Source organism: Actinophytocola sp., from assembly GCF_036402745.1.
In the GTDB taxonomy this organism is placed as follows: domain Bacteria; phylum Actinomycetota; class Actinomycetes; order Mycobacteriales; family Pseudonocardiaceae; genus Actinophytocola.
The window spans coordinates 1-19307 of sequence record NZ_DASWSJ010000219.1; the positions used below are offsets into that span (position 1 = coordinate 1).

18 protein-coding genes and 2 tRNA genes are annotated in these 19307 nt (G+C 68.6%); 13 read left to right on the top strand and 7 right to left on the bottom strand.

Annotated features, from left to right (window positions below; translation table 11 throughout):
* Nucleotides 1-151 precede the first annotated feature (151 nt).
* From rsmG to rpmH, 6 genes are all read right to left on the bottom strand, one after another.
* On the bottom strand, nt 152-799 hold the full coding sequence (gene rsmG / locus VGD70_RS20955; protein WP_331083916.1) for a 16S rRNA (guanine(527)-N(7))-methyltransferase RsmG: 648 nt from the start codon (nt 797-799) through the stop codon (nt 152-154).
* A 121-nt stretch (nt 800-920) separates the two neighbouring features.
* Nucleotides 921-1478, bottom strand: a complete 558-nt coding sequence (locus tag VGD70_RS20960; RefSeq protein WP_414638012.1) for a protein jag — start codon at nt 1476-1478, stop codon at nt 921-923.
* Between the two features lie 131 nt (nt 1479-1609).
* Nucleotides 1610-2800: a membrane protein insertase YidC gene (gene yidC / locus VGD70_RS20965; RefSeq protein WP_331083855.1), complete on the bottom strand. Its 1191-nt coding sequence runs from the start codon at nt 2798-2800 to the stop codon at nt 1610-1612.
* A 4-nt stretch (nt 2801-2804) separates the two neighbouring features.
* Entirely contained in the window at nt 2805-3158 is a 354-nt protein-coding gene (yidD, locus tag VGD70_RS20970) for a membrane protein insertion efficiency factor YidD (protein ID WP_331083920.1), read from the bottom strand.
* A 62-nt stretch (nt 3159-3220) separates the two neighbouring features.
* Entirely contained in the window at nt 3221-3607 is a 387-nt protein-coding gene (gene rnpA, locus VGD70_RS20975) for a ribonuclease P protein component (RefSeq protein ID WP_331083857.1), read from the bottom strand.
* 5 nt (nt 3608-3612) lie between these two features.
* A complete protein-coding gene (rpmH, locus tag VGD70_RS20980; RefSeq protein WP_331083859.1) occupies nt 3613-3750 on the bottom strand; it encodes a 50S ribosomal protein L34 in 138 nt (45 codons plus the stop codon).
* A 501-nt stretch (nt 3751-4251) separates the two neighbouring features.
* Here rpmH and dnaA point away from each other — a divergent pair.
* The 13 genes from dnaA to VGD70_RS21045 all read left to right on the top strand — a co-directional run bounded on the left by dnaA (nt 4252) and on the right by VGD70_RS21045 (nt 18479).
* On the top strand, nt 4252-5838 hold the full coding sequence (dnaA, locus tag VGD70_RS20985; protein WP_331083861.1) for a chromosomal replication initiator protein DnaA: 1587 nt from the start codon (nt 4252-4254) through the stop codon (nt 5836-5838).
* Nucleotides 5839-6352: 514 nt separating this feature from the next.
* Nucleotides 6353-7486, top strand: coding sequence for a DNA polymerase III subunit beta (gene dnaN, locus VGD70_RS20990; RefSeq protein WP_331083863.1), 1134 nt, complete (start codon nt 6353-6355; stop codon nt 7484-7486).
* Nucleotides 7487-7511: 25 nt separating this feature from the next.
* Nucleotides 7512-8426 carry a phosphogluconate dehydrogenase (NAD(+)-dependent, decarboxylating) gene (gnd, locus tag VGD70_RS20995; RefSeq protein ID WP_331083922.1) on the top strand — a complete coding sequence of 305 codons (915 nt, stop codon included), beginning with the start codon at nt 7512-7514 and terminating at the stop codon, nt 8424-8426.
* Nucleotide 8427: 1 nt separating this feature from the next.
* Nucleotides 8428-9591 carry a DNA replication/repair protein RecF gene (recF, locus tag VGD70_RS21000; RefSeq protein ID WP_331083865.1) on the top strand — a complete coding sequence of 388 codons (1164 nt, stop codon included), beginning with the start codon at nt 8428-8430 and terminating at the stop codon, nt 9589-9591.
* Between the two features lie 64 nt (nt 9592-9655).
* Nucleotides 9656-10288, top strand: a complete 633-nt coding sequence (locus VGD70_RS21005; protein WP_414638013.1) for a DciA family protein — start codon at nt 9656-9658, stop codon at nt 10286-10288.
* 185 nt (nt 10289-10473) lie between these two features.
* A complete protein-coding gene (gene gyrB, locus VGD70_RS21010; RefSeq protein WP_331083867.1) occupies nt 10474-12444 on the top strand; it encodes a DNA topoisomerase (ATP-hydrolyzing) subunit B in 1971 nt (656 codons plus the stop codon).
* Between the two features lie 125 nt (nt 12445-12569).
* A complete protein-coding gene (gyrA, locus tag VGD70_RS21015) occupies nt 12570-15233 on the top strand; it encodes a DNA gyrase subunit A (RefSeq protein ID WP_331083869.1) in 2664 nt (887 codons plus the stop codon).
* Between the two features lie 175 nt (nt 15234-15408).
* Nucleotides 15409-16173 (top strand): DUF3566 domain-containing protein, encoded by a 765-nt coding sequence (locus VGD70_RS21020; RefSeq protein WP_414638014.1) that lies wholly within the window; start codon nt 15409-15411, stop codon nt 16171-16173.
* A 59-nt stretch (nt 16174-16232) separates the two neighbouring features.
* Nucleotides 16233-16309, top strand: a tRNA-Ile gene (locus VGD70_RS21025).
* Between the two features lie 163 nt (nt 16310-16472).
* Nucleotides 16473-16616: a DLW-39 family protein gene (locus VGD70_RS21030; protein ID WP_414638010.1), complete on the top strand. Its 144-nt coding sequence runs from the start codon at nt 16473-16475 to the stop codon at nt 16614-16616.
* A gap of 68 nt (nt 16617-16684) precedes the next feature.
* A tRNA-Ala gene (locus VGD70_RS21035) sits at nt 16685-16757 on the top strand.
* A 307-nt stretch (nt 16758-17064) separates the two neighbouring features.
* The gene (locus tag VGD70_RS21040; RefSeq protein WP_331083871.1) at nt 17065-17841 is read left to right on the top strand and encodes a methyltransferase; all 777 of its coding nucleotides are present in this window, start codon (nt 17065-17067) and stop codon (nt 17839-17841) included.
* A 98-nt stretch (nt 17842-17939) separates the two neighbouring features.
* Nucleotides 17940-18479, top strand: coding sequence for a DUF2020 domain-containing protein (locus tag VGD70_RS21045; protein WP_331083873.1), 540 nt, complete (start codon nt 17940-17942; stop codon nt 18477-18479).
* Nucleotides 18480-18543: 64 nt separating this feature from the next.
* Here VGD70_RS21045 and VGD70_RS21050 read toward each other — a convergent pair whose 3' ends face one another.
* Nucleotides 18544-19248 carry a hypothetical protein gene (locus tag VGD70_RS21050; RefSeq protein WP_331083875.1) on the bottom strand — a complete coding sequence of 235 codons (705 nt, stop codon included), beginning with the start codon at nt 19246-19248 and terminating at the stop codon, nt 18544-18546.
* Nucleotides 19249-19307: the final 59 nt, after the last annotated feature.

The following is a 19307-nucleotide window of genomic DNA, read 5'->3' on the forward strand; positions in this document are numbered from 1 at the left end:
CTCACGACAGGACCTCACAGGCTCGGTCTTGCCGCTCGCGGTCACCCTGCGACAATGGTTCGCTCGCAAGCTCGCTCACGCGCTTGACCCACCTCTCCTGCGCCGGTTTCACGTGAAACATCGATCGCTCCTTGGTCTGCAGGACTCGACGTCACTGCTCCTGATCTTTCCTGGTGTGTCGCGGACGAGCACCACGGGCCCCCTCGCGCCCCTGGGCACCGACCCGTTCAACCTCGATCACAGTGGTCGGCGTCTCCAGTACCCCGACGCCACACCGCTCGACGACGGGAATCGACCCGCCCGCACGCTTCACGGCCGCCCCGTCGCGTGCCTTCTCCGACTCGGCGCTCTCTCCTTTGAGCGCGACGAGCCGGCCGCCCTGCCGGAGCAGAGGAGCGCTCCAGCCCCAGAGTCGATCCAGTGGAGCCACCGCACGCGCGATGACAACATCGGCACCCGAGAGCCGTTGCTTGATGGCCGGCTCCTCGGCACGACCCCGAACCACCGTCACCGACAACGACAGCGCGTCGACGACCTCCTCCAGCCACGCCACGCGGCGAGCCATCGGCTCCAACAGTGTGACGTCCAGATCGGGTCTCGCCAAGCAGAGAGGTACACCGGGAAGGCCGGCGCCGGAACCTATGTCTATGACCCGCATGCCGCTCGAGATCCGCTCGCCGACCACGGCCGAGTTCAGAAGGTGGCGATCCCACAGCCGATCGACCTCACGGGGTCCGATCAGGCCTCGCTCTATGCCGACGGCGGCGAGCAGTTCCACGAACTGCACCGCCGCCGGCATGGCGTCGCCAAAGATGGTCGAAGCGGACTCCGGGGGAGCGGGTGCTGATGGCGTGTCTGCCACCGTCGCACCCTTTCCTCGCTAGTCCGGTTGTTTCACGTGAAACAGAAAGCGCGAGCGGTCAGGACTTGCGGAAGACCACGACGCGACGCCGGGGGTCCTCGCCCTCACTCTCGCTGTGCACACCTTCGAAGGACGCGACCGCGTCGTGCACGACCTTGCGCTCGAACGGCGTCATCGGCTGGAGCCGAACCCGCTCGTCGCCGGCGAGCACGCGCTCGGCCGTGGCGCGACCCAGGTCCCGCAACTCCTGCCGACGGTCCGCCCGCCAGCCGGCGATGTCGAGCATCAGCCGGCTCCGGGCCCCCGTCTCCTGCTGCACGGCGAGCCGGGTGAGCTCCTGTAGCGCCTCGAGCACGTTGCCCCGCGGACCGACGAGCTTCTCCAGATCGTCGCCACCGTCGATGCTCACGACCGCGCGGCCGGCCTCGACGTCGAGATCGATGTCGCCGTCGTAGTCGACCAGGTCGAGCAGCCGCTCGAGGTAGTCGCCGGCGATGTCGCCCTCCCGAACGAGAAGATCCTCGGTCGGGCCGCGGTCCTCGCCGTCGTCACCGTCCTCGTCCTCGTCGTCGTCCGTATCCGACTCAGCGACCGAATCGGCATCCGACTCGGCGATCACCTCGCCGTTGTCCGCGGGCGGCTGGCCCACGGTCTCCTCGGCAGCCTCCTTGACGGAGTCCTGCTCTGCCCCCGACTGCTGCACCGTCTCCGGCACGACTTCTCCTCTCCAGGTCCGGAACTGCCGCGTCAGCGATTCTTCCGGCCTGTGTTCTTCTTACGGGAACGGTCTGCGCTCAGACCGGAAACTGTGTTGCCGTCCTCCGACTTGTCCGCGGCGCCGTTGCCGGTCGTCTTCGCGGTTCCGCTCGTGGACCCGGCAGTGCCGGTGGGCTTGGCGGTACCCGCCGACTTGGTCGCGCCCGGCTTCGTGGTGCCCGGCTTGGCGGTACCCGGCTTGGTAGCGCCTGGCTTGGTGGCCCCCGGCTTGGTCGTGCCGGTGGACTTCGTCGTGCTCGGCTTCGAGGCGGTGCCATCCGTGGCCGGCTTGGTCCCCGCGGTGTCGGTGGTCCCTGTGGTCGTCGCTGGGCGCTTCTTCTGCGCGGGGCGCTGGCCGGGCTTCGGCGCGAGGTTGCTCCGCTTCTCGACGGCGGCCGCCTTCTTCTCCTCTTCCTCGGCGTCGATCCGCCGGTACACGATGCGCTGCTGCATCAGCGTCCACGTGTTGTTGGCGAGCCAGTAGAGCAGCAGGCCGATCGGGAAGAACAGACCGAAGATCAGCACACCCAGCGGGAAGATGTACATGGTGAGCTTGTTCATGATCGCGGTCTGGGCGGTGGCCGACTCCGGGTTCTGCCGGGCCACCGAGTGCCGCGCGGTCAGGTGGGTCAGCACGCTCGCGAGGATCATCAGCGGGATCGACACGATGATCACCGAGGTGCGGTTGGCGCCCAGCGCCTCGAGCGCCTGCAGCGGCTGGGTGATGAAGTTGGACAGCCGCGCACCGAAGATGTTGGCGTCGATGTAGGACTGCACACCCGCGGCGTCGAAGAAGTAGTTCTCGGTGTGGCCGGGCTGGAACGAGCGCAACACGTGGAAGAGGCCGATGAACACCGGGATCTGAATCAGCATCGGCAGGCAGCCGCCGAGCGGACTGAACCCGTGCTCACGCTGGAGCTTCTGCATCTCCTGCGCCTGGCGCTGCCGGTCGTTGGCGTACTTCTTCTGGATCTTCTTCATCTCGGGCGCGAACTCCTGCATCGCGCGCATCGAGCGGACCTGCTTCACGAACGGCTTGAACATGATCGCGCGCAGGGTGAAGACCAGGAACATGATGCCCAGTGCCCAGGCGAGACCGCTGCTCTCGCCGAAAACCTGCCCGAACACCCAGTGCCAGCACCACAGGATGAAGGACACGGGGTAGTAGATGAAGTCGAGCACGGAGCTACTCCTTGGCGAAGGGGTGGCGAGCCGGGCTTGGCGTCCCCGACCCGTCGGTGTCAGCGTCGTCGTGACGCAGGTCTGAGTGGCGAGGCTTCTCGCGGCGCGGCGGCACCGGGTCGAACCCACCGGGATGCCACGGCCCGCAGCGCAGCAGCCTGCGGACGGTGAGCCAGGTGCCGCGCAGCGCGCCGTGTGTCGTCAGCGCCTCGACGGCATAAGCACTGCAGCTCGGCTCGAACCGGCAGCTGGGGGGAAGCACCGGCGAGATCCACTGCCGGTAGATGTTGATCGGCACCAGCAGCACCCGGGCCAACGGGCCCGGGCGGCGGAGCGGGGCATCGGGTGCGGCGTCCACGCCGGAGGCCTCCGGCTCCGGGTCGTCCGGGCCGCGCACGACCTCCGTGTCATGCGTGACGATCACTGCGCACCACCGTTGTCGCCGACCGCGAGTCGCAACCGCCGCAGGGCGGAGTCGATGTCATTGCCGAGCTCCGCGCTCGCCGCCTGGGCAGCCGGCGGTAACGCTCGGACGACCAACGAGCAACCGGGCGGAACGGTTCCCAGCCGATCACGCAGGAGATGACGCAGCCGGCGCGTGACGCGATGGCGCACCACCGAGTTCCCCACGGCCTTGCTGACCACGAAACCGACCCGGGTCTGACCGGATGCGGCCATGCCGAGTCGAGCGACCTCTTCGGCCGTGATGGCGTGTACGACGAGCCGGGGCCGGCCAACACGCCGACCCTTCCTGGTCACCAGCCGAAAATCGTCGCTACCGGTCAGTCGAGCGGACGCGGGGAGCACGCAAGTCAGGCCGACAGGCGCTTGCGACCCTTGCCACGACGAGCCGCGAGGATGGCCCGGCCGGCACGGCTGCGCATGCGCAGCCGGAACCCGTGGGTCCGCGACCGGCGGCGGTTGTTCGGCTGGAAAGTACGCTTGCTCACGGTGGATCTCCCGGTACTGGCTCGCCAAGTTCTCGCGTCCCCCGCCATCGGTCGGCGTTCCCGGCCACAACGCCCGGAGTTACCGACGGACGGCGCGCAGAACTCACCCACACCTCGGGGAGACCTTATGAGGCTACGCACCCCCGATCAGCGGGTTCCATCCGGGTCCCTTTTGTCGACCGTCGGGCACCGCTCGGCGACACGCCGCGCACGGTCAGATGCTTGCCCCCGAACACATCTTGTGGCATAGCCCGGCGCTTGTTAGCGTGCGGACTCTTGGTTGGCCAGATGGGAGTGGGAGCCCTGCTGCGCCGCAGAAGATATGTCGGTCATCGGCGGGTTCCGCTGCGGTGCGTCGTACCTTCGTGCACAGTTGTGGACAACCTGTGGATGCAGCCCGTATGCCGGGCCGCGACCGAGCTCACCGCCTAGGTGAGCGGTTCGGGGTTGGCCGGAGGGTCAGACATGACGCTAGGCCAACGAGGGGAGGGGAGCTCATAGGTGTCCGAGCAGCAGATGAACCTTGGTGTGGTCTGGGAACAGGTGGTGCGGGAGCTGTCCGCCGGCACACTGTCTCCCCAACAACGCGCGTGGATGCGGGTGACCCGACCGATCGGGTTGCTCGATGGCACCGCGCTCCTCGCCGCACCGAGTGACTTTGCCAAGGACGCGATCGAGCGAGCTCTCCGCGAGCCGATCACCGACGCTCTCTCCCGGCGACTCGGCCGCGCGGTTTCCCTCGCGGTGAAGGTGGATTCCACCACGCCGACCGTCACCCCGCCGATGCCGCAACCGCTGGCGCCGGCCATGACACCGTCGGCGCCGCCCGCCACGCCGGGCGCACCGTCCAATGGGGACGTAGGCACCGAGCACGCGCAACGCAACGGGATCCTGCCGCCGGTCAACGAGAACGACGCGGACGGCGACGGGGAAGAGGTGGACGAGGAGAGCGAGGCACTCGCCACCGTCCACGAGATCTGGCCGACGTTCACCGGGAGCCAGCAGCCGTCGAGCGGTCAGCCGTTCACCGCTCCGGCACAGCCGCAGACCTCCAAGACCCGGCTGAACGAGAAGTACACCTTCGACACGTTCGTCATCGGTGCGTCCAACCGTTTCGCGCACGCGGCCGCGGTCGCCGTCGCGGAGGCACCGGCCCGCGCGTACAACCCCTTGTTCATCTGGGGCGAGTCCGGGCTCGGCAAGACACACCTGCTGCACGCGGTCGGCCACTACGCGCAACGCCTCTTCCCGGGCATGCGCGTGCGGTACGTGTCGACCGAGGAGTTCACCAACGACTTCATCAACTCGCTGCGCGACGACCGCAAGGTCGCGTTCCAGCGGCGGTACCGCGACATCGACATCCTGTTGGTGGACGACATCCAGTTCCTGGAGGGGAAGGAAGGAACTCAGGAGGAGTTCTTCCACACCTTCAACACGCTCCACAACGCCAACAAGCAGATCGTGGTGTCCTCGGACCGGCCGCCGAAGCGGTTGGAGACGCTGGAGGACCGGCTGCGCACGCGGTTCGAGTGGGGCCTCATCACCGACATCCAGCCGCCCGAGCTCGAGACGCGGATCGCCATCCTGCGCAAGAAGGCCGCGCAGGACCGGCTCGCCGCGCCGGCCGAGGTGCTGGAGTTCATCGCCGCCCGCATCGAGCACAACATCCGTGAGCTCGAGGGCGCGCTCATCCGCGTGACCGCGTTCGCTTCCCTTAACCAGCAACCGGTTGACGTCGGCCTCGCCGAGATCGTGTTGCGGGACTTGATCCCCGACTCGCAGGTGCCCGAGATAAGCGCCTCCACGATCATGGCCGTCACCGCCGAGTTCTTCAGCGTGTCGATCGATGATCTTTGTGGCCCAGGGAAAACGAAGGCGCTCGCGCAGGCGCGGCAGATCTCCATGTACCTGTGCCGCGAGCTCACCGACCTGTCGCTGCCCAAGATCGGGCAGACGTTCGGCGGCCGCGACCACACCACGGTGATGCACGCGGAGAAGAAGATCCGCAAGGAGATGGCGGAACGGCGCCGGGTCTACGACCAGGTGCAGGAGCTCACCTCGCGGATCAAGCAACGCGCACGCGGCTGACGCCGACTTTCCTTGTGTGGACACGGTTCTCACACAACCCCTTGCATCACCCGGAAAGGGGATTCATGAGCGTCCCCGACCCTGTGCATGACTTGGGTACGAACGGCCCCAAGTCTGGGGAGCGTGCTGTGGGCAACTGTGGGCCAGGTGTGGACAACTCTCGCGTGTGGACGAACCATCCACCGACGCGTCGAGCTGTCCACCGGATGGGCACCTGGTTCATCAACAGCCGGACGCGCATGCCGACGTGCGAGTACGGGAGCTGTCCACACAATCCACAGGACCTACTACTACGACTGTTTTTCTCTCTTAGATCTATCAACAAGAACAAGACAGGGGTCACGAGTCAGCGAGCGACGACCCGGCCGCACAGCACCGAAGAGCCGGCCGAGAGCACCCAGCCCCGAGTGACGCTCTCGCCCGGCAAGCCGTACGGTGGCGGTCTACGTCGTGAGCTTTCTCGGGTTGGTGCCCGCGTGCCCGCGGCACCTTCTCGTGTCTGGAAAGGACAGTCATGAAGATCCGCGTCGAGCGCGACGGTCTCGCCGACGCCGTCGCCTGGGTCGCGCGCAGCCTGCCGTCCCGTCCACCGGTACCGGTACTCGGCGGGATCCTGTTGGATACCGCCAACTCCGACGCGCTGACGATCTCCGGGTTCGACTACGAGGTGTCGGCCACGGTCGGCGTCGCGGCCACCGTCGCGGACGGCGGGCGCACGCTCGTGTCCGGCCGGTTGCTCGCCGACATCACGCGATCCCTGCCCGCACAACCGGTTGAGATCATGGTCGACGGCGCACGCGTGTCGATCGCGTGCGGCAGCGCGAAGTTCAGCCTCCCGACGATGCCGGTCGAGGACTACCCGCAGCTGCCGGCGATGCCACCGCTCGCCGGCCAGCTCGCCGGCGAGGTGTTCGGCCTCGCCGTGAGCCAGGTCGCCGTCGCGGCCGGCAAGGACGACACGCTGCCGATGCTCACCGGCGTGCGGGTCGAGATCGACGGCGAGAAGCTCACCCTCGTCGCCACCGACCGGTTCCGCCTCGCGATGCGGGAGTTCACCTGGACCCCGGACGACAACCTCGCCGGCGCGGGCGAGCTCGCCGTGCTCGTCCCGGCACGCACGCTGGCCGACGCGGCCAAGGCGCTCGGCACGTCGGGCACCACCGTCGAGATCGCGCTCGCCCCCGGCGACGGGCTCATCGGCCTGTCCGGCTCCGGCCGGCGCACCACCAGCCGGCTGCTCGACACCGAGTTCCCGCGCTACCGCCAGCTGCTCCCGTCCGAGCAGACCGCCACCGCGATCATCGACGTGGCCCCGTTGGTCGAGGCCATCAAGCGCGTCTCGCTCGTCGCCGAACGCGGCACCCAGGTCCGCCTCGAGTTCGGCGAGTCGGCGCTGCGCCTGTCCGCCGGCGGTGACGACGAGGGCAGCGCCGAGGAGGAGCTCGCCGTCGAGTACACCGGCGACCCCGTCACGATCGCGTTCAACCCGTCGTTCCTGCAGGAGGGTCTCGGCGCCCTGCACGCCGACCGGGCCGAGCTGTCGTTCACCACGCCGAGCCGTCCGGCACTCATCAAGCCCGTCGGCGAGGATGGCACCGTGGTGCCGGGGTACCTGCACCTGTTGATGCCGGTGCGCCTGCCCGGCTGAACGGAGGAGTGGAGTGCCAAGCAAGATCCAGCTCGGTCTCGTCGGTCTCGGCAAGATGGGCTTCAACATGCGCGAACGGGTGCGCGCCGCCGGCCACGACGTCGTGGGCTACGACCGCGACCCGGGCATCAGCGACTCCGCCTCGCTCGCCGACCTGGTCGACAAGCTCGAGGCACCGCGGATCGTCTGGGTCATGGTGCCCTCCGGCGAGGCGACCCGGCAGACGGTCGCGGAGCTCGGCGACCTCCTGTCCCCGGGCGACCTGGTGATCGACGGCGGCAACTCGCGCTACACCGACGACAAGATCAACGCCGAGCTGCTCGCCGGCAAGGATGTCGCCTACCTCGACTGCGGGGTGTCCGGCGGGGTGTGGGGCAAGGAGAACGGCTACGCGCTGATGGTCGGCGGCGCGGCCGAGGACGTCGAGCGGGCGATGCCGGTCTTCGACGCGCTGCGCCCGGAAGGCCCGCAGGCGGAAGGCTTCGCGCACGCCGGCCCGGTGGGCGCGGGCCACTACGCCAAGATGATCCACAACGGCATCGAGTACGGGTTGATGCAGTCCTACGCCGAGGGCTTCGAGCTGCTCGACGCGGCCGACCTCATCGAGAACGTGCCCGCGGTCATCAAGGCGTGGCAGCGCGGCACCGTCGTGCGCTCGTGGCTGCTCGACCTGCTGGTCCGTGCGCTCGACTCGGACCCCGAGCTCGACGACCTGCGTGGCTACGTCGACGACTCCGGCGAGGGCCGGTGGACCGTCGAGGAGGCCATCAACCTGGCCGTGCCGGCGCCGGTGATCGCGGCCGCGCTCTTCGCGCGGTTCCGCTCCCGGCAGGAAGACTCGCCCGCGATGCGTGCGGTCGCGTCGTTGCGCAACCAGTTCGGCGGGCATGCGGTGCACCAGGCCGGGCCGTCCTCCGGCTCGGGTTCGACGCAGGGTTGACGTGTACGTCCGGCACTTACAGGTCAGCGACTTCCGATCCTGGGAGCACGCGGACCTGGAGCTGGCCCCCGGTGCGAGTGTCCTCATCGGACAGAATGGTCAGGGCAAGACCAACCTGATCGAGGCGATCGGTTACACGGCGACGCTCGGCTCGCACCGGGTCGCGGTGGATCTTCCCTTGATCCGCCACGGATGTGCGCGCGCCATCGTGCGCACCGCGGTGGTCAACGAGGGCCGCGAGCTCACGATCGAGCTGGAGATCACCGCGGGAAAGGCCAACCGCGCCAGGGTCAACCGGTCGCCGGTGCCGAAGACCCGGGACGTGCTGGGGATCCTGCGCACCGTGTTGTTCGCGCCGGAGGACCTGGCGCTGGTGCGCGGCGACCCGAGCGAGCGCCGCCGGTTCCTCGACGAGCTACTGGTACTGCGCGCGCCCCGGTACGCGGGCGTGCGCGCGGACTACGAACGGGTGCTGCGCCAGCGCAACGCGTTGCTCAAGTCCTCGGGTCACGCGCGGCGCGCCGGCTCGAAGGGCGACATCGGCACGCTCGACGTGTGGGACGGCCACCTCGCCCGGCACGGCGCCGAATTGCTCGCCGCGCGGCTGGACCTGGTCGCCGATCTGGCCGACCACGTGACCGCCGCCTACGCCGGGGTCGCACCCGAGTCGCGGCCGGCTCGGATCCGGTACCGCTCCGGCATCGCCGACTCGTTCCCCGCCGACTACGGCATGCCCGGCACGCGCGCCGACATCGAGGTGCTGGTCGACGCGCTCCTCGCCGCGATGCTCGCCGGCCGCGACGCCGAGCTCGAGCGGGGGGTGAGCCTGGTCGGCCCCCACCGCGACGAGCTCGAGCTGACCCTGGCCGACCTCACCGCGAGGGGCTACGCGAGCCACGGCGAGTCGTGGTCGTTCGCGCTCGCGCTGCGGCTGGGGTCCTACGAGCTGCTGCGCGCGGACGGCAGCGAGCCGGTGCTGGTGCTCGACGACGTGTTCGCCGAGCTCGACCGGCGCCGGCGGCAGCGACTCGCCGAGGTGGCGGTGAACGCCGAACAGGTCCTGGTGACCGCCGCGGTGGAGGAGGATGTCCCGGACGAGCTCGACGGGGCTCGTTACTCGGTGTCGAACGGGGAGGTGGCGCGTGCCGGACCGGTCGCCCGATGATCACCAGCGAGTCACCAACAGTGATGTGAATCGTCGCACATCTGGGGATAAACCTGTGGATAGTGTGGATAACGCTGTCACCCTGCGCCCTTCAACCCCTCCCGACCCCCCGGATCCGGCGGCTCTGAACACCCAAAAGGGTGTTGCTGATGATCGCGCCTCTCGTTCCACCACGGAGGGTGACTATCCACAGCTACGAGGATCGGATCTCGCCCGCGCCGCGCTGCAGGCGGCCAAGGAGGCCTCCGGCGGCCCGGACGCGAAGAAGAAGCAGCAGGCCAAGCGCGGGTTCGCGCCCGGTTCGCGGCGCCGTCGGCGCTGGTCGGGCCCCGGCCCGGACGCCCGCGACCCCCAGCCGCTCGGCCGGCTCACCGCCCGCCTCGCCGCCGACCGGGGATGGTCGGCCCAGCTCACGACCGGTCAGCTGTTCGGCCGGTGGGGTGCCATCGTCGGCGAGGACGTCGCCGAGCACGCCCAGCCCGTGGCGCTGCGCGACGGCGAGCTGACCGTCCAGGCGGACTCGACCGCGTGGGCCACCCAGCTGCGGCTGCTGCAGCGCCAGCTGCTCGCCAAGATCGCCGCCGGGGTGGGCAACGGAGTGGTCAAGCGGCTGAAGGTGCACGGTCCGTCCACTCCGAGCTGGCGTTATGGGCTGCGGCACGTACGCGGACGGGGGCCCCGGGACACCTACGGGTGAACCGGCGGCCGGAGGCTGTCAAATTCGCACTGGAGAGTACCCGCTGGCGTCGGGCCACGGACCTCTTCCCGTCAGAGCGTCTGTGACGGAGCTGGGGGTGTCCTTGACCCGCTTCTGCGCGACCGCACCAGTACAATTGACAGAGGGAGATTCGCGCCCGTCCTGACGAGGGAGACACCACGCCCGTGGCAGCCACCAATAACCATGAATACAACGCGTCCTCCATCACCGTCCTGGAGGGGCTCGAGGCCGTCCGCAAAAGGCCCGGCATGTACATCGGCTCCACCGGCGAGCGCGGTCTGCACCACCTGATCCAGGAGGTCGTGGACAACTCGGTCGACGAGGCGATGGCCGGGTACGCCACGAAGATCGTGGTCACCCTGCTGGCCGACGGCGGGGTCCGGGTCGTCGACGACGGCCGCGGCATCCCGGTCGAGATGCACCCGGTGCACAACAAGCCGACCATCGAGATCGTGCTGACCCAGCTGCACGCTGGCGGAAAGTTCGACAGCGACAGCTACGCGGTGTCCGGTGGCCTCCACGGCGTGGGTGTCTCCGTGGTGAACGCGCTGTCCACGAAGCTCGACATCGAGGTGATCCGCGACGGCAAGGTCTGGCGCCAGCAGTACCTGCACTCCGTGCCGGGTCCGCTCACCGAGCACGGCGAGACCGAGGACACCGGCACGACGGTCACCTTCTGGGCCGACGGCAGCATCTTCGAGACGACCACGTACAACGCGGAGACGATCGCGCGCAGGCTCCAGGAGATGGCGTTCCTCAACAAGGGCCTCACCATCACGCTGCGGGACGAGCGGGTGTCCGATGAGGACACCGAGGCCGACGCCGAGGGCAAGACGGCGCGGGTCAAGGAACGCACGTACCACTACCCGGGCGGGCTCGAGGACTTCGTCAAGCACATCAACCACGCCCGCGAGGCGATCCACAACAGCGTGATCTCCTTCGAGGCCAAGGGTGACGGTCTCGAGGTCGAGGTCGCGATGCAGTGGAACACCGGCTACAGCGAGTCCGTGTACACGTTCGCCAACACCATCAACACGGCCGAGGGCGGCACTCACGAGGAGGGCTTCCGCGCCGCGCTCACCCGCGTGGTCAACGTGTACGCGCGCGAGAAGAAGCTGCTCAAGGAGAAGGACGTCAACCTCACCGGCGACGACGTGCGTGAGGGCCTCGCCGCGATCATCTCGATCAAGCTGGCGGAGCCGCAGTTCGAGGGCCAGACCAAGCAGAAGCTCGGCAACACGGAGGCGAAGACCTTCGTGCAGACCACGTGCAACGAGATGCTCGCCGACTGGTTCGAGCGCAACCCGGCGGACGCGCGGACGATCGTCACGAAGTCGGTCTCCTCGGCGCAGGCCCGGATCGCGGCCCGCAAGGCCAAGGAACTGGTGCGCCGCAAGGGCGCGCTCGACATCGGCGGCCTGCCCGGCAAGCTCAAGGACTGCCGCTCGACCAACCCGGAGGAGTGCGAGCTCTACATCGTCGAGGGCGACTCCGCGGGCGGCTCGGCCAAGGAGGGCCGGGAGTCGATGTACCAGGCCATCCTGCCGATCCGCGGCAAGATCATCAACGTGGAGAAGGCACGCATCGACCGGGTGCTCAAGAACACCGAGGTGCAGAGCCTCATCACCGCACTCGGCACGGGCATCCAGGAGGACTTCGACCTCTCGAAGCTGCGCTACCACAAGATCATGCTGATGGCCGACGCCGACGTGGACGGCCAGCACATCACCACGCTGCTGCTCACCTTCCTGTTCCGGTTCATGCGGCCGCTGATCGAGCACGGGCACGTGTTCCTCACCCAGCCGCCGCTCTACAAGATCAAGTGGCAGCGCATCGAGCCCGAGTTCGCCTACTCCGACCGTGAGCGGGACGGCCTCATCAAGGCGGGGGTCGAGGCCGGCAAGAAGATCAACAAGGACGACGGCATCCAGCGGTACAAGGGTCTCGGCGAGATGAACGCCGACGAGCTGTGGGAGACCACGATGGACCCCGCCCACCGCCTGCTGCTCCAGGTGACCCTCGACGACGCCGCCACCGCGGACGAGCTGTTCAGCGTCCTGATGGGCGAGGACGTCGAGGCCCGCCGGTCGTTCATCACTCGCAACGCCAAGGACGTGCGCTTCCTGGACGTGTAATGCGTCCAGGTTTGCACCGAACGGCTTAGCGGGCCCTGCACCATGGTTCTGACCAGCGCAGATAGACTGTATTGGTTACCAGCGAGTTGTTCATCGCGCTGGGCTGCGGAAGGAAGCTTCACGTCGTGACGGAAACAACCGTGCCGCCAGCGGGTGACCGGATCGAGCCGGTCGACATCCAGCAGGAGATGCAGCGCTCCTACATCGACTACGCGATGAGCGTCATCGTGAGCCGAGCGCTGCCGGATGTCCGGGACGGCCTCAAGCCGGTACACCGCCGCGTTCTCTACTCGATGTACGACACGGGCCTGCGCCCCGAACGCAGCCACGTCAAGTGCTCGCGCATCGTCGGCGACGTCATGGGCAACTACCACCCGCACGGTGACTCGGCGATCTACGACGCGCTGGTCCGCCTCGCCCAGCCGTGGTCGCTGCGATACCCGCTCATCGACGGTCAGGGCAACTTCGGCTCGCCGGGCAACGACCCGCAGGCCGCCATGCGGTACACCGAAGCCCGCATGACCCCACTCGCCATGGCGATGCTGCAGGACATCAACGAGGAGACCGTCGACTTCTCGGACAACTACGACGGCAAGACCCAGGAACCCGACGTCCTGCCATCGCGCATCCCCAACCTGCTGGTCAACGGCAGTGGCGGCATCGCCGTCGGCATGGCCACCAACATCCCGCCGCACAACCTGCGGGAGGTCGCCGACGGCGTCATCTGGGCGCTGGAGAACTGGGAGGCCTCCGACGACGAGACCCTCGCCGCGATGATGACGCGGATCAAGGGCCCGGACTTCCCGACGCACGCCCTCATCCTGGGCACCCAGGGCATCGAGGACTGCTACCGCACCGGCCGCGGCTCGATCCGGATGCGCTCGGTGGTCGAGGTCGACGAGGACGCCAAGGGACGCACCATCCTCGTCGTCACCGAACTGCCCTACCAGGTCAACCCGGACAACCTCATCGAGAACATCGCGCAGCTCGTCCGCGACGGCAAGGTCACCGGCATCTCCGAAGTGGCCGACGAGTCCAACAAGCGCAACGGCATGCGGATCGTGATCACGCTCAAGCGGGACGCGGTCGCCAAGGTCGTGCTCAACAACCTCTACAAGCACACCCAGCTCCAGCACAACTTCGGCGTCAACATGCTGGCCCTGGTCGACGGCGTGCCGCGCACGCTGCGGCTCGACCAGATGATCCGGCACTACGTCAAGCACCAGGTCGAGGTCATCGTCCGGCGCACCCGGTTCCGGCTGCGCAAGGCCGAGGAGCGGGCCCACATCCTGCGCGGCTACGTCAAGGCGCTCGACGCGCTGGACGAGGTCATCGCGCTGATCCGCCGCTCGCCCACGGTCGACGAGGCCCGCACCGGCCTCATGGCGCTGCTCGACGTCGACGAGATCCAGGCCACCGCAATCCTCGAGATGCAGCTGCGCCGGCTGGCCGCCCTGGAGCGCCAGAAGATCATCGACGAGCTGGGCGAGATCGAGACCTACATCGCCGACCTGCAGGACATCCTGGCCAACCCGGATCGGCAGCGCACGATCGTCCGCGACGAGCTCACCGAGATCGTCGAGAAGCACGGCGACGACCGGCGCACCAAGATCATCCCGTTCGACGGCGACGTGTCGGTCGAGGACCTGATCGCGGTGGAGGACGTGGTCGTCACGATCACCCGCACCGGCTACGCCAAGCGCACCAAGACCGACCTCTACCGCGCGCAGAAGCGGGGCGGCAAGGGCGTGCAGGGCGCGGGCCTCAAGCAGGACGACATCGTGGCGCACTTCTTCGTGTGCTCCACCCACGACTGGATCCTGTTCTTCACCAACAAGGGCCGGGTCTACCGGGCCAAGGCCTACGAGCTGCCGGAGGCCAACCGCAACGCGCGCGGCCAGCACGTGGCGAACCTGCTGGCGTTCCAGCCGGACGAGACCATCGCCCAGGTCATCCAGATCAAGGACTACGAGGTGGCGCCGTACCTGGTGCTCGCCACCAAGAGCGGCCTGGTCAAGAAGAGCAAGCTGTCCGACTTCGACAGCAACCGCGCGGGCGGCCTCATCGGCATCAACCTGCGCGACGAGGACGAACTCGTCGGCGCGGTGCTGTGCGCGGCCGAGGACGACCTGCTGCTGGTGTCCGCCGGCGGTCAGTCCATCCGGTTCCAGGCCTCGGACGAGGCGCTGCGGCCGATGGGCCGGGCCACGTCGGGCGTGCTGGGCATGCGGTTCAACTCCGGTGACGAGCTGCTCACCGTCGGTGTGGTCCGCGAGGGCACCTTCGTCCTGGTGGCCACGGACGGCGGGTACGGCAAGCGCACGCCGATCGAGGACTACTCGGTGCAGGGTCGCGGCGGCAAGGGCGTGCTCACCATTCAGCACGACTCGAGGCGTGGCAGGCTGGTGGGAGCGCTCATCGTCGACGTCGACGACGAGCTGTACGCCATCACCTCGTCGGGCGGGGTCATCCGGACCACCGCGCGCGAGGTGCGCAGGGCCGGCCGGCAGACGAAGGGAGTGCGGTTGATGAACCTGGGCGACGGCACCACCCTGGTCGCGGTCGCACGCAGCGCCGAGGACAACGGTGCGGTCGAGAACGGTGCGGTCGACAATGGTGGCGAAGACAACGACACCACCCTCAGCGGCGTCATAGACAACGGCAGCACCGACGACTCCGTCGAGGACGTTGTCGAAGGCATCATCGAAGGCACGGTTGACGACGTCGAGGTCGAGCCGGCTCCCGAGCCGACCGGCAACGGCCAGCAGCCAGAAGATCCACCGCAGTAAGCCGCGAGACACGTAGGGGATCCTCGTGACACCACCTGACAAGTCCGGAAGCACTGGCCAGAACAGCGACGCGGACCGAACGTCCGTCGTCGCCACCGACGGCCAGGCTCCGGTCGAGCCGGCCGGTGCGAGCCACGAGGGCAACGGGCGGTCGGCCGACGAGCCCACCGCCCGCGTGGCCACCTCGGAGGACATGGAGCTCGGCCACGGCACCCCACCCCCGTGGCAGCGGGTGACGAGTGACACGCACACCACGGTGCCGTCGTCCGGGCCGGCCGCCCAGCCGGCCCAGCCCCGCACGCCGCCGCCCCCGAGCACGCCCCCGCACGGGGAGAGCACGGTGTCGATCGAACGCCCGGTCGTCACCGGCGCGGCCGCGGCCCGCCTGTTCTCCGACGGTCTGCCCACCGCGGCCACCATGCCGGCTCCGGGCAGCGGCATGCCCCACGGCGGCGCCATCCCGCCCACCGGCTCGGCCCGCACCACGGTCCACCTGGAGAACTCCGGCCCGTCCACGGGCCCCCTCCGCGTGGGCGCCGCGGCGACGCCGAGCGCGCTGCGCCGTCCCGGCCGCGGTCCCCGGCGGGCCAACCTGCAGATCAAGCGCTTCGACCCGTGGTCGGTCCTCAAGCTGTCACTGGTGCTCGGCGTCGCGTTGTTCTTCGTCTGGCTGGTCGCGGTCGGTGTGCTCTACGCGGTTCTGGACGGCATGGGCGTGTGGGACAAGCTGAACGGCATCTCGAGCGAGATCCTCCAGCCCACCCAGGACGCGGGCGGTCAGCCCCTCATCAGCGCGGGCCGGGTCTTCGGCGTCGCGGCCATCATCGGCGCGGTCAACATCGTGCTGTTCAGCGCGTTGTCCACGGTGGGCGCGTTCATCTACAACGTGTCCGCGGACCTCGCGGGCGGCCTCGAGGTCACCCTGGCCGAGCGTGAATGAGGGCGGATACCGGTTTGGGTCGACGAGTAGCCTTGCGATAGTCTTCAACGCGCTGGTGAGGGCCTATAGCTCAGACGGTTAGAGCGCTTCGCTGATAACGAAGAAGTCGGAGGTTCAAGTCCTCCTAGGCCCACCAGATCAGGCCCTGTCCGCCCAGGTGGACGGGGCCTCATCTGTGAGAGCCTTCGCGCCCGACGGCGCGTGAGGCGCTTGTGGCAGACTTGTGACCACTCGCTGCGGGATGAGCAGGGGTCGCAGCAAGGTCATACGTGGTGGTTTTGCCGAAGGAGGCAATGGACGTGAAGAAGCTTCTCGCTCTGGTGGCTGTGGCCGGTGGCGTGCTGTTCGTGGTGCGTCGCAACAAGTCGGCCAAGGCGCAGGACGACCTGTGGCGCGAGGCGACCGCACCGGCCGCGGGCACGAACAACGCCAAGAAGGCCTGACAGCCGAAGCGCTGACACACGGCGGCAAAGCCGCCCACACCGGCGCGACCACAGGCCGCGCCGGCCCTGGGGACGTAGCTCAATTGGCAGAGCACTGCCTTTGCAAGGCAGGGGTTAGGGGTTCGATTCCCCTCGTCTCCACGAAGATGACCGCGGGTCAGCGATGCCGTGCCCACATCAAGATCGTCCTGGGGCCACATTCCGTGCGGTCGAGGCGGTCGGCGATCTCGTCGAGCCGGTCGGGGACAGGTGGCCGAGCATCTGCCCACTCACCGACCGGGATTCGGCCGGCCTCCCGTGCTGGGTAGGAGCCGGACTGGAGGTCGTGCCCGACCATCGTCGCGAGCCGTCCGGCGTCGACCTTGCGGGTGAAGCTCTCCTTGCGCCGCCACTGCGATCGGATCGCTGAGCGCGGACCGGAGGTCATGCCCAGCTGGGTACCGGCAGGATGGGTGGCGTGACCGACGACGTGTGGGCGAACCTGACGGATCGATTCGTCGAGGGCGCGTACGCGACGGTGAAGGGTCGGGTGCGCACGTACGTCCTGCACCACCACCTGATGGATCACCTGCCGCCGCCACCGGCGGCCGTGCTCGACGTGGGTGGGGGCGCCGGACACCAGTCGTTTCCGCTGGCCCGCCTGGGCTATGAGGTTGTCCTGCTCGACTCGTCCGAGGGGATGCTTTCTGCCGCAGAGCAGCGCCTGGCCGCAGAGTCGGCCGACGTTCGCAAGCGTGTCCGGCTGGTGCTGGGACGCGGCGAGGACGCGCCCTCGCTCACGCAGGGCCGACGATTTGCCGCCGTGCTGTGTCACGGCGTGCTGATGTATCTGCCGGAGCCCGCCTCGATGATCGAGTCGCTAAGCGCGTGCACCGCCGCGGACGGCGTCGTGTCGGTGATGGCGCTCAACGCGGCGACCCTGGCCGTCCGTCCCGCGCTGGAGCATCGGTGGAACGACGCGCAGGCCGCCTTCCACGCCCGGAGCGAGCGCGGAGTGTTGGGTCTGGACACGCGTGCCGACACCGTCGAGGAACTCTCCAGTACGTTCGCCGATCACGGAGTTCGCCCACTGGCCTGGTATGGCGTGTGGCTGTTCACCGACTGGCTGACCCTCGACGCCGACGAGGATGAGCTGACCACGATCGCCGAGGTAGAACTCGAAGCCAGCCGACGTGATCCCTACCGACACCTCAGCCGGGTGTTCCACCTCGTAGGACGCAGGTGAGTCGATGCGCCGGCCGGCCTCAGTGCGCCTCGCGGGTGTCGCCTCGGGGATTGGGCTGCGGTGGTCGGGAAGTGGCCGTGTGATTGACTTCCGGACCTATGAAACGCGCCCTGTTCCTCGGTCCCCTGCTGATCGTGCTCGCCGCGTGCAACTCCCAGACCGCCGCGGACGATCCGACCGTGATCACCCCGGACAACAACCAGTCGACCAGTGCCGCGCCGCCTGCCGCGGACGTTCCGGCCGCACCTGAGCCGAGTGCCGACGGGCCGTGCCCCTACCTCGACAAGACGTTCGTCGAGGACACCAACGGGCAGCACGTCGGCAACGTCAAGATCTCCGCCGACCAGCCGCCGGCCTGCTTCTTCTACCGGCCCGACGGCGGGGTCCAGCTGACCGTCCGCGTCTACACCGGGGACGCCGCCACCGCGAAGGCGCTCGTCGACCAGGCCGCGCCCATCGACACCTCGAACCCCGCCCAGCTTGCCGGTGGGTGGGCCGGGGGCGCGCAGCCGACCGACCAGGGTGCGGTCTACGCCGTCGCGAAGGAAAAGGACGCCGTGGTCGTGACCACCAACCAGGAGCAGACGATCAAGGCCAAGGTCGTCGCGCAGGAAGCGATCTCGAAGCTCGGCCTGTAGCCGGGGACGCGGACACAGCTCGGCCCGCCAAGGAACGAACCTTGGCGGGCCGAAACCTGGCATCTCAGCCTTGCTTGGTCGACGACTTCCCAGCCGGCTGACCGTTGCGCTGGCCGTTGGCCTCCGCCGAGGACGACGGAGCCGACTCGTCCGCGTCCGCGTCGGTCGCCCGCTGCCGGGGCTCGGGAACCGGGGTGGGCTCCTGAGCGGCCGTCTTGCCGCGCACCACGTACGCGACACCGGCCGCGGCAACGACCAGCAGCATCACCTTCGGCCACCGGCGACGCTTGGGCGCGTCGGCCAGCTTCAGCGCTGCCGCCTCCTGCTTGGCCCGCGTCTTCAGCTTGGCCACATCGGCCTTGAACGACGCCTTCAGCTGCTTGGCGTCCTTCCGGGCCTGCTTGGCCGACTTCACCGCCCGCTTGGCCGGCTTGCTCTTCTTGGCGTCCTTGCGGGCCTGCTTGGCCGCCTTCGCCAGCTCCTTGCGGGTGACCTTGGCCTTGCGCGCCAACTTCTTACGCGCCCGCCGGGTGGTCTTGACGACCTCCTGGCGCGCGACCTCGGCACTCTCAGCCAGTGCCACGGCCAGCTGCTGGGGGGCGACACCGCGCTCCGTCAGCTTCCGATCCGCGGCATGAGCGGCCTTCGTCGTGGCGTCCGCACTCGCTTGACCAGCGCGTTTGGCACTACGACGCACCGCGAGCCAGCCGGAGCCGACGGCCTTGCCGACCGTCTCTCCGGCCCGGTTCATGGCCTTCACATCGTCCATAGTGTGCTCCAGGGTGGCTTTATCTGACAGTTACCATCCTGCCCCTTCCCGACCGATCT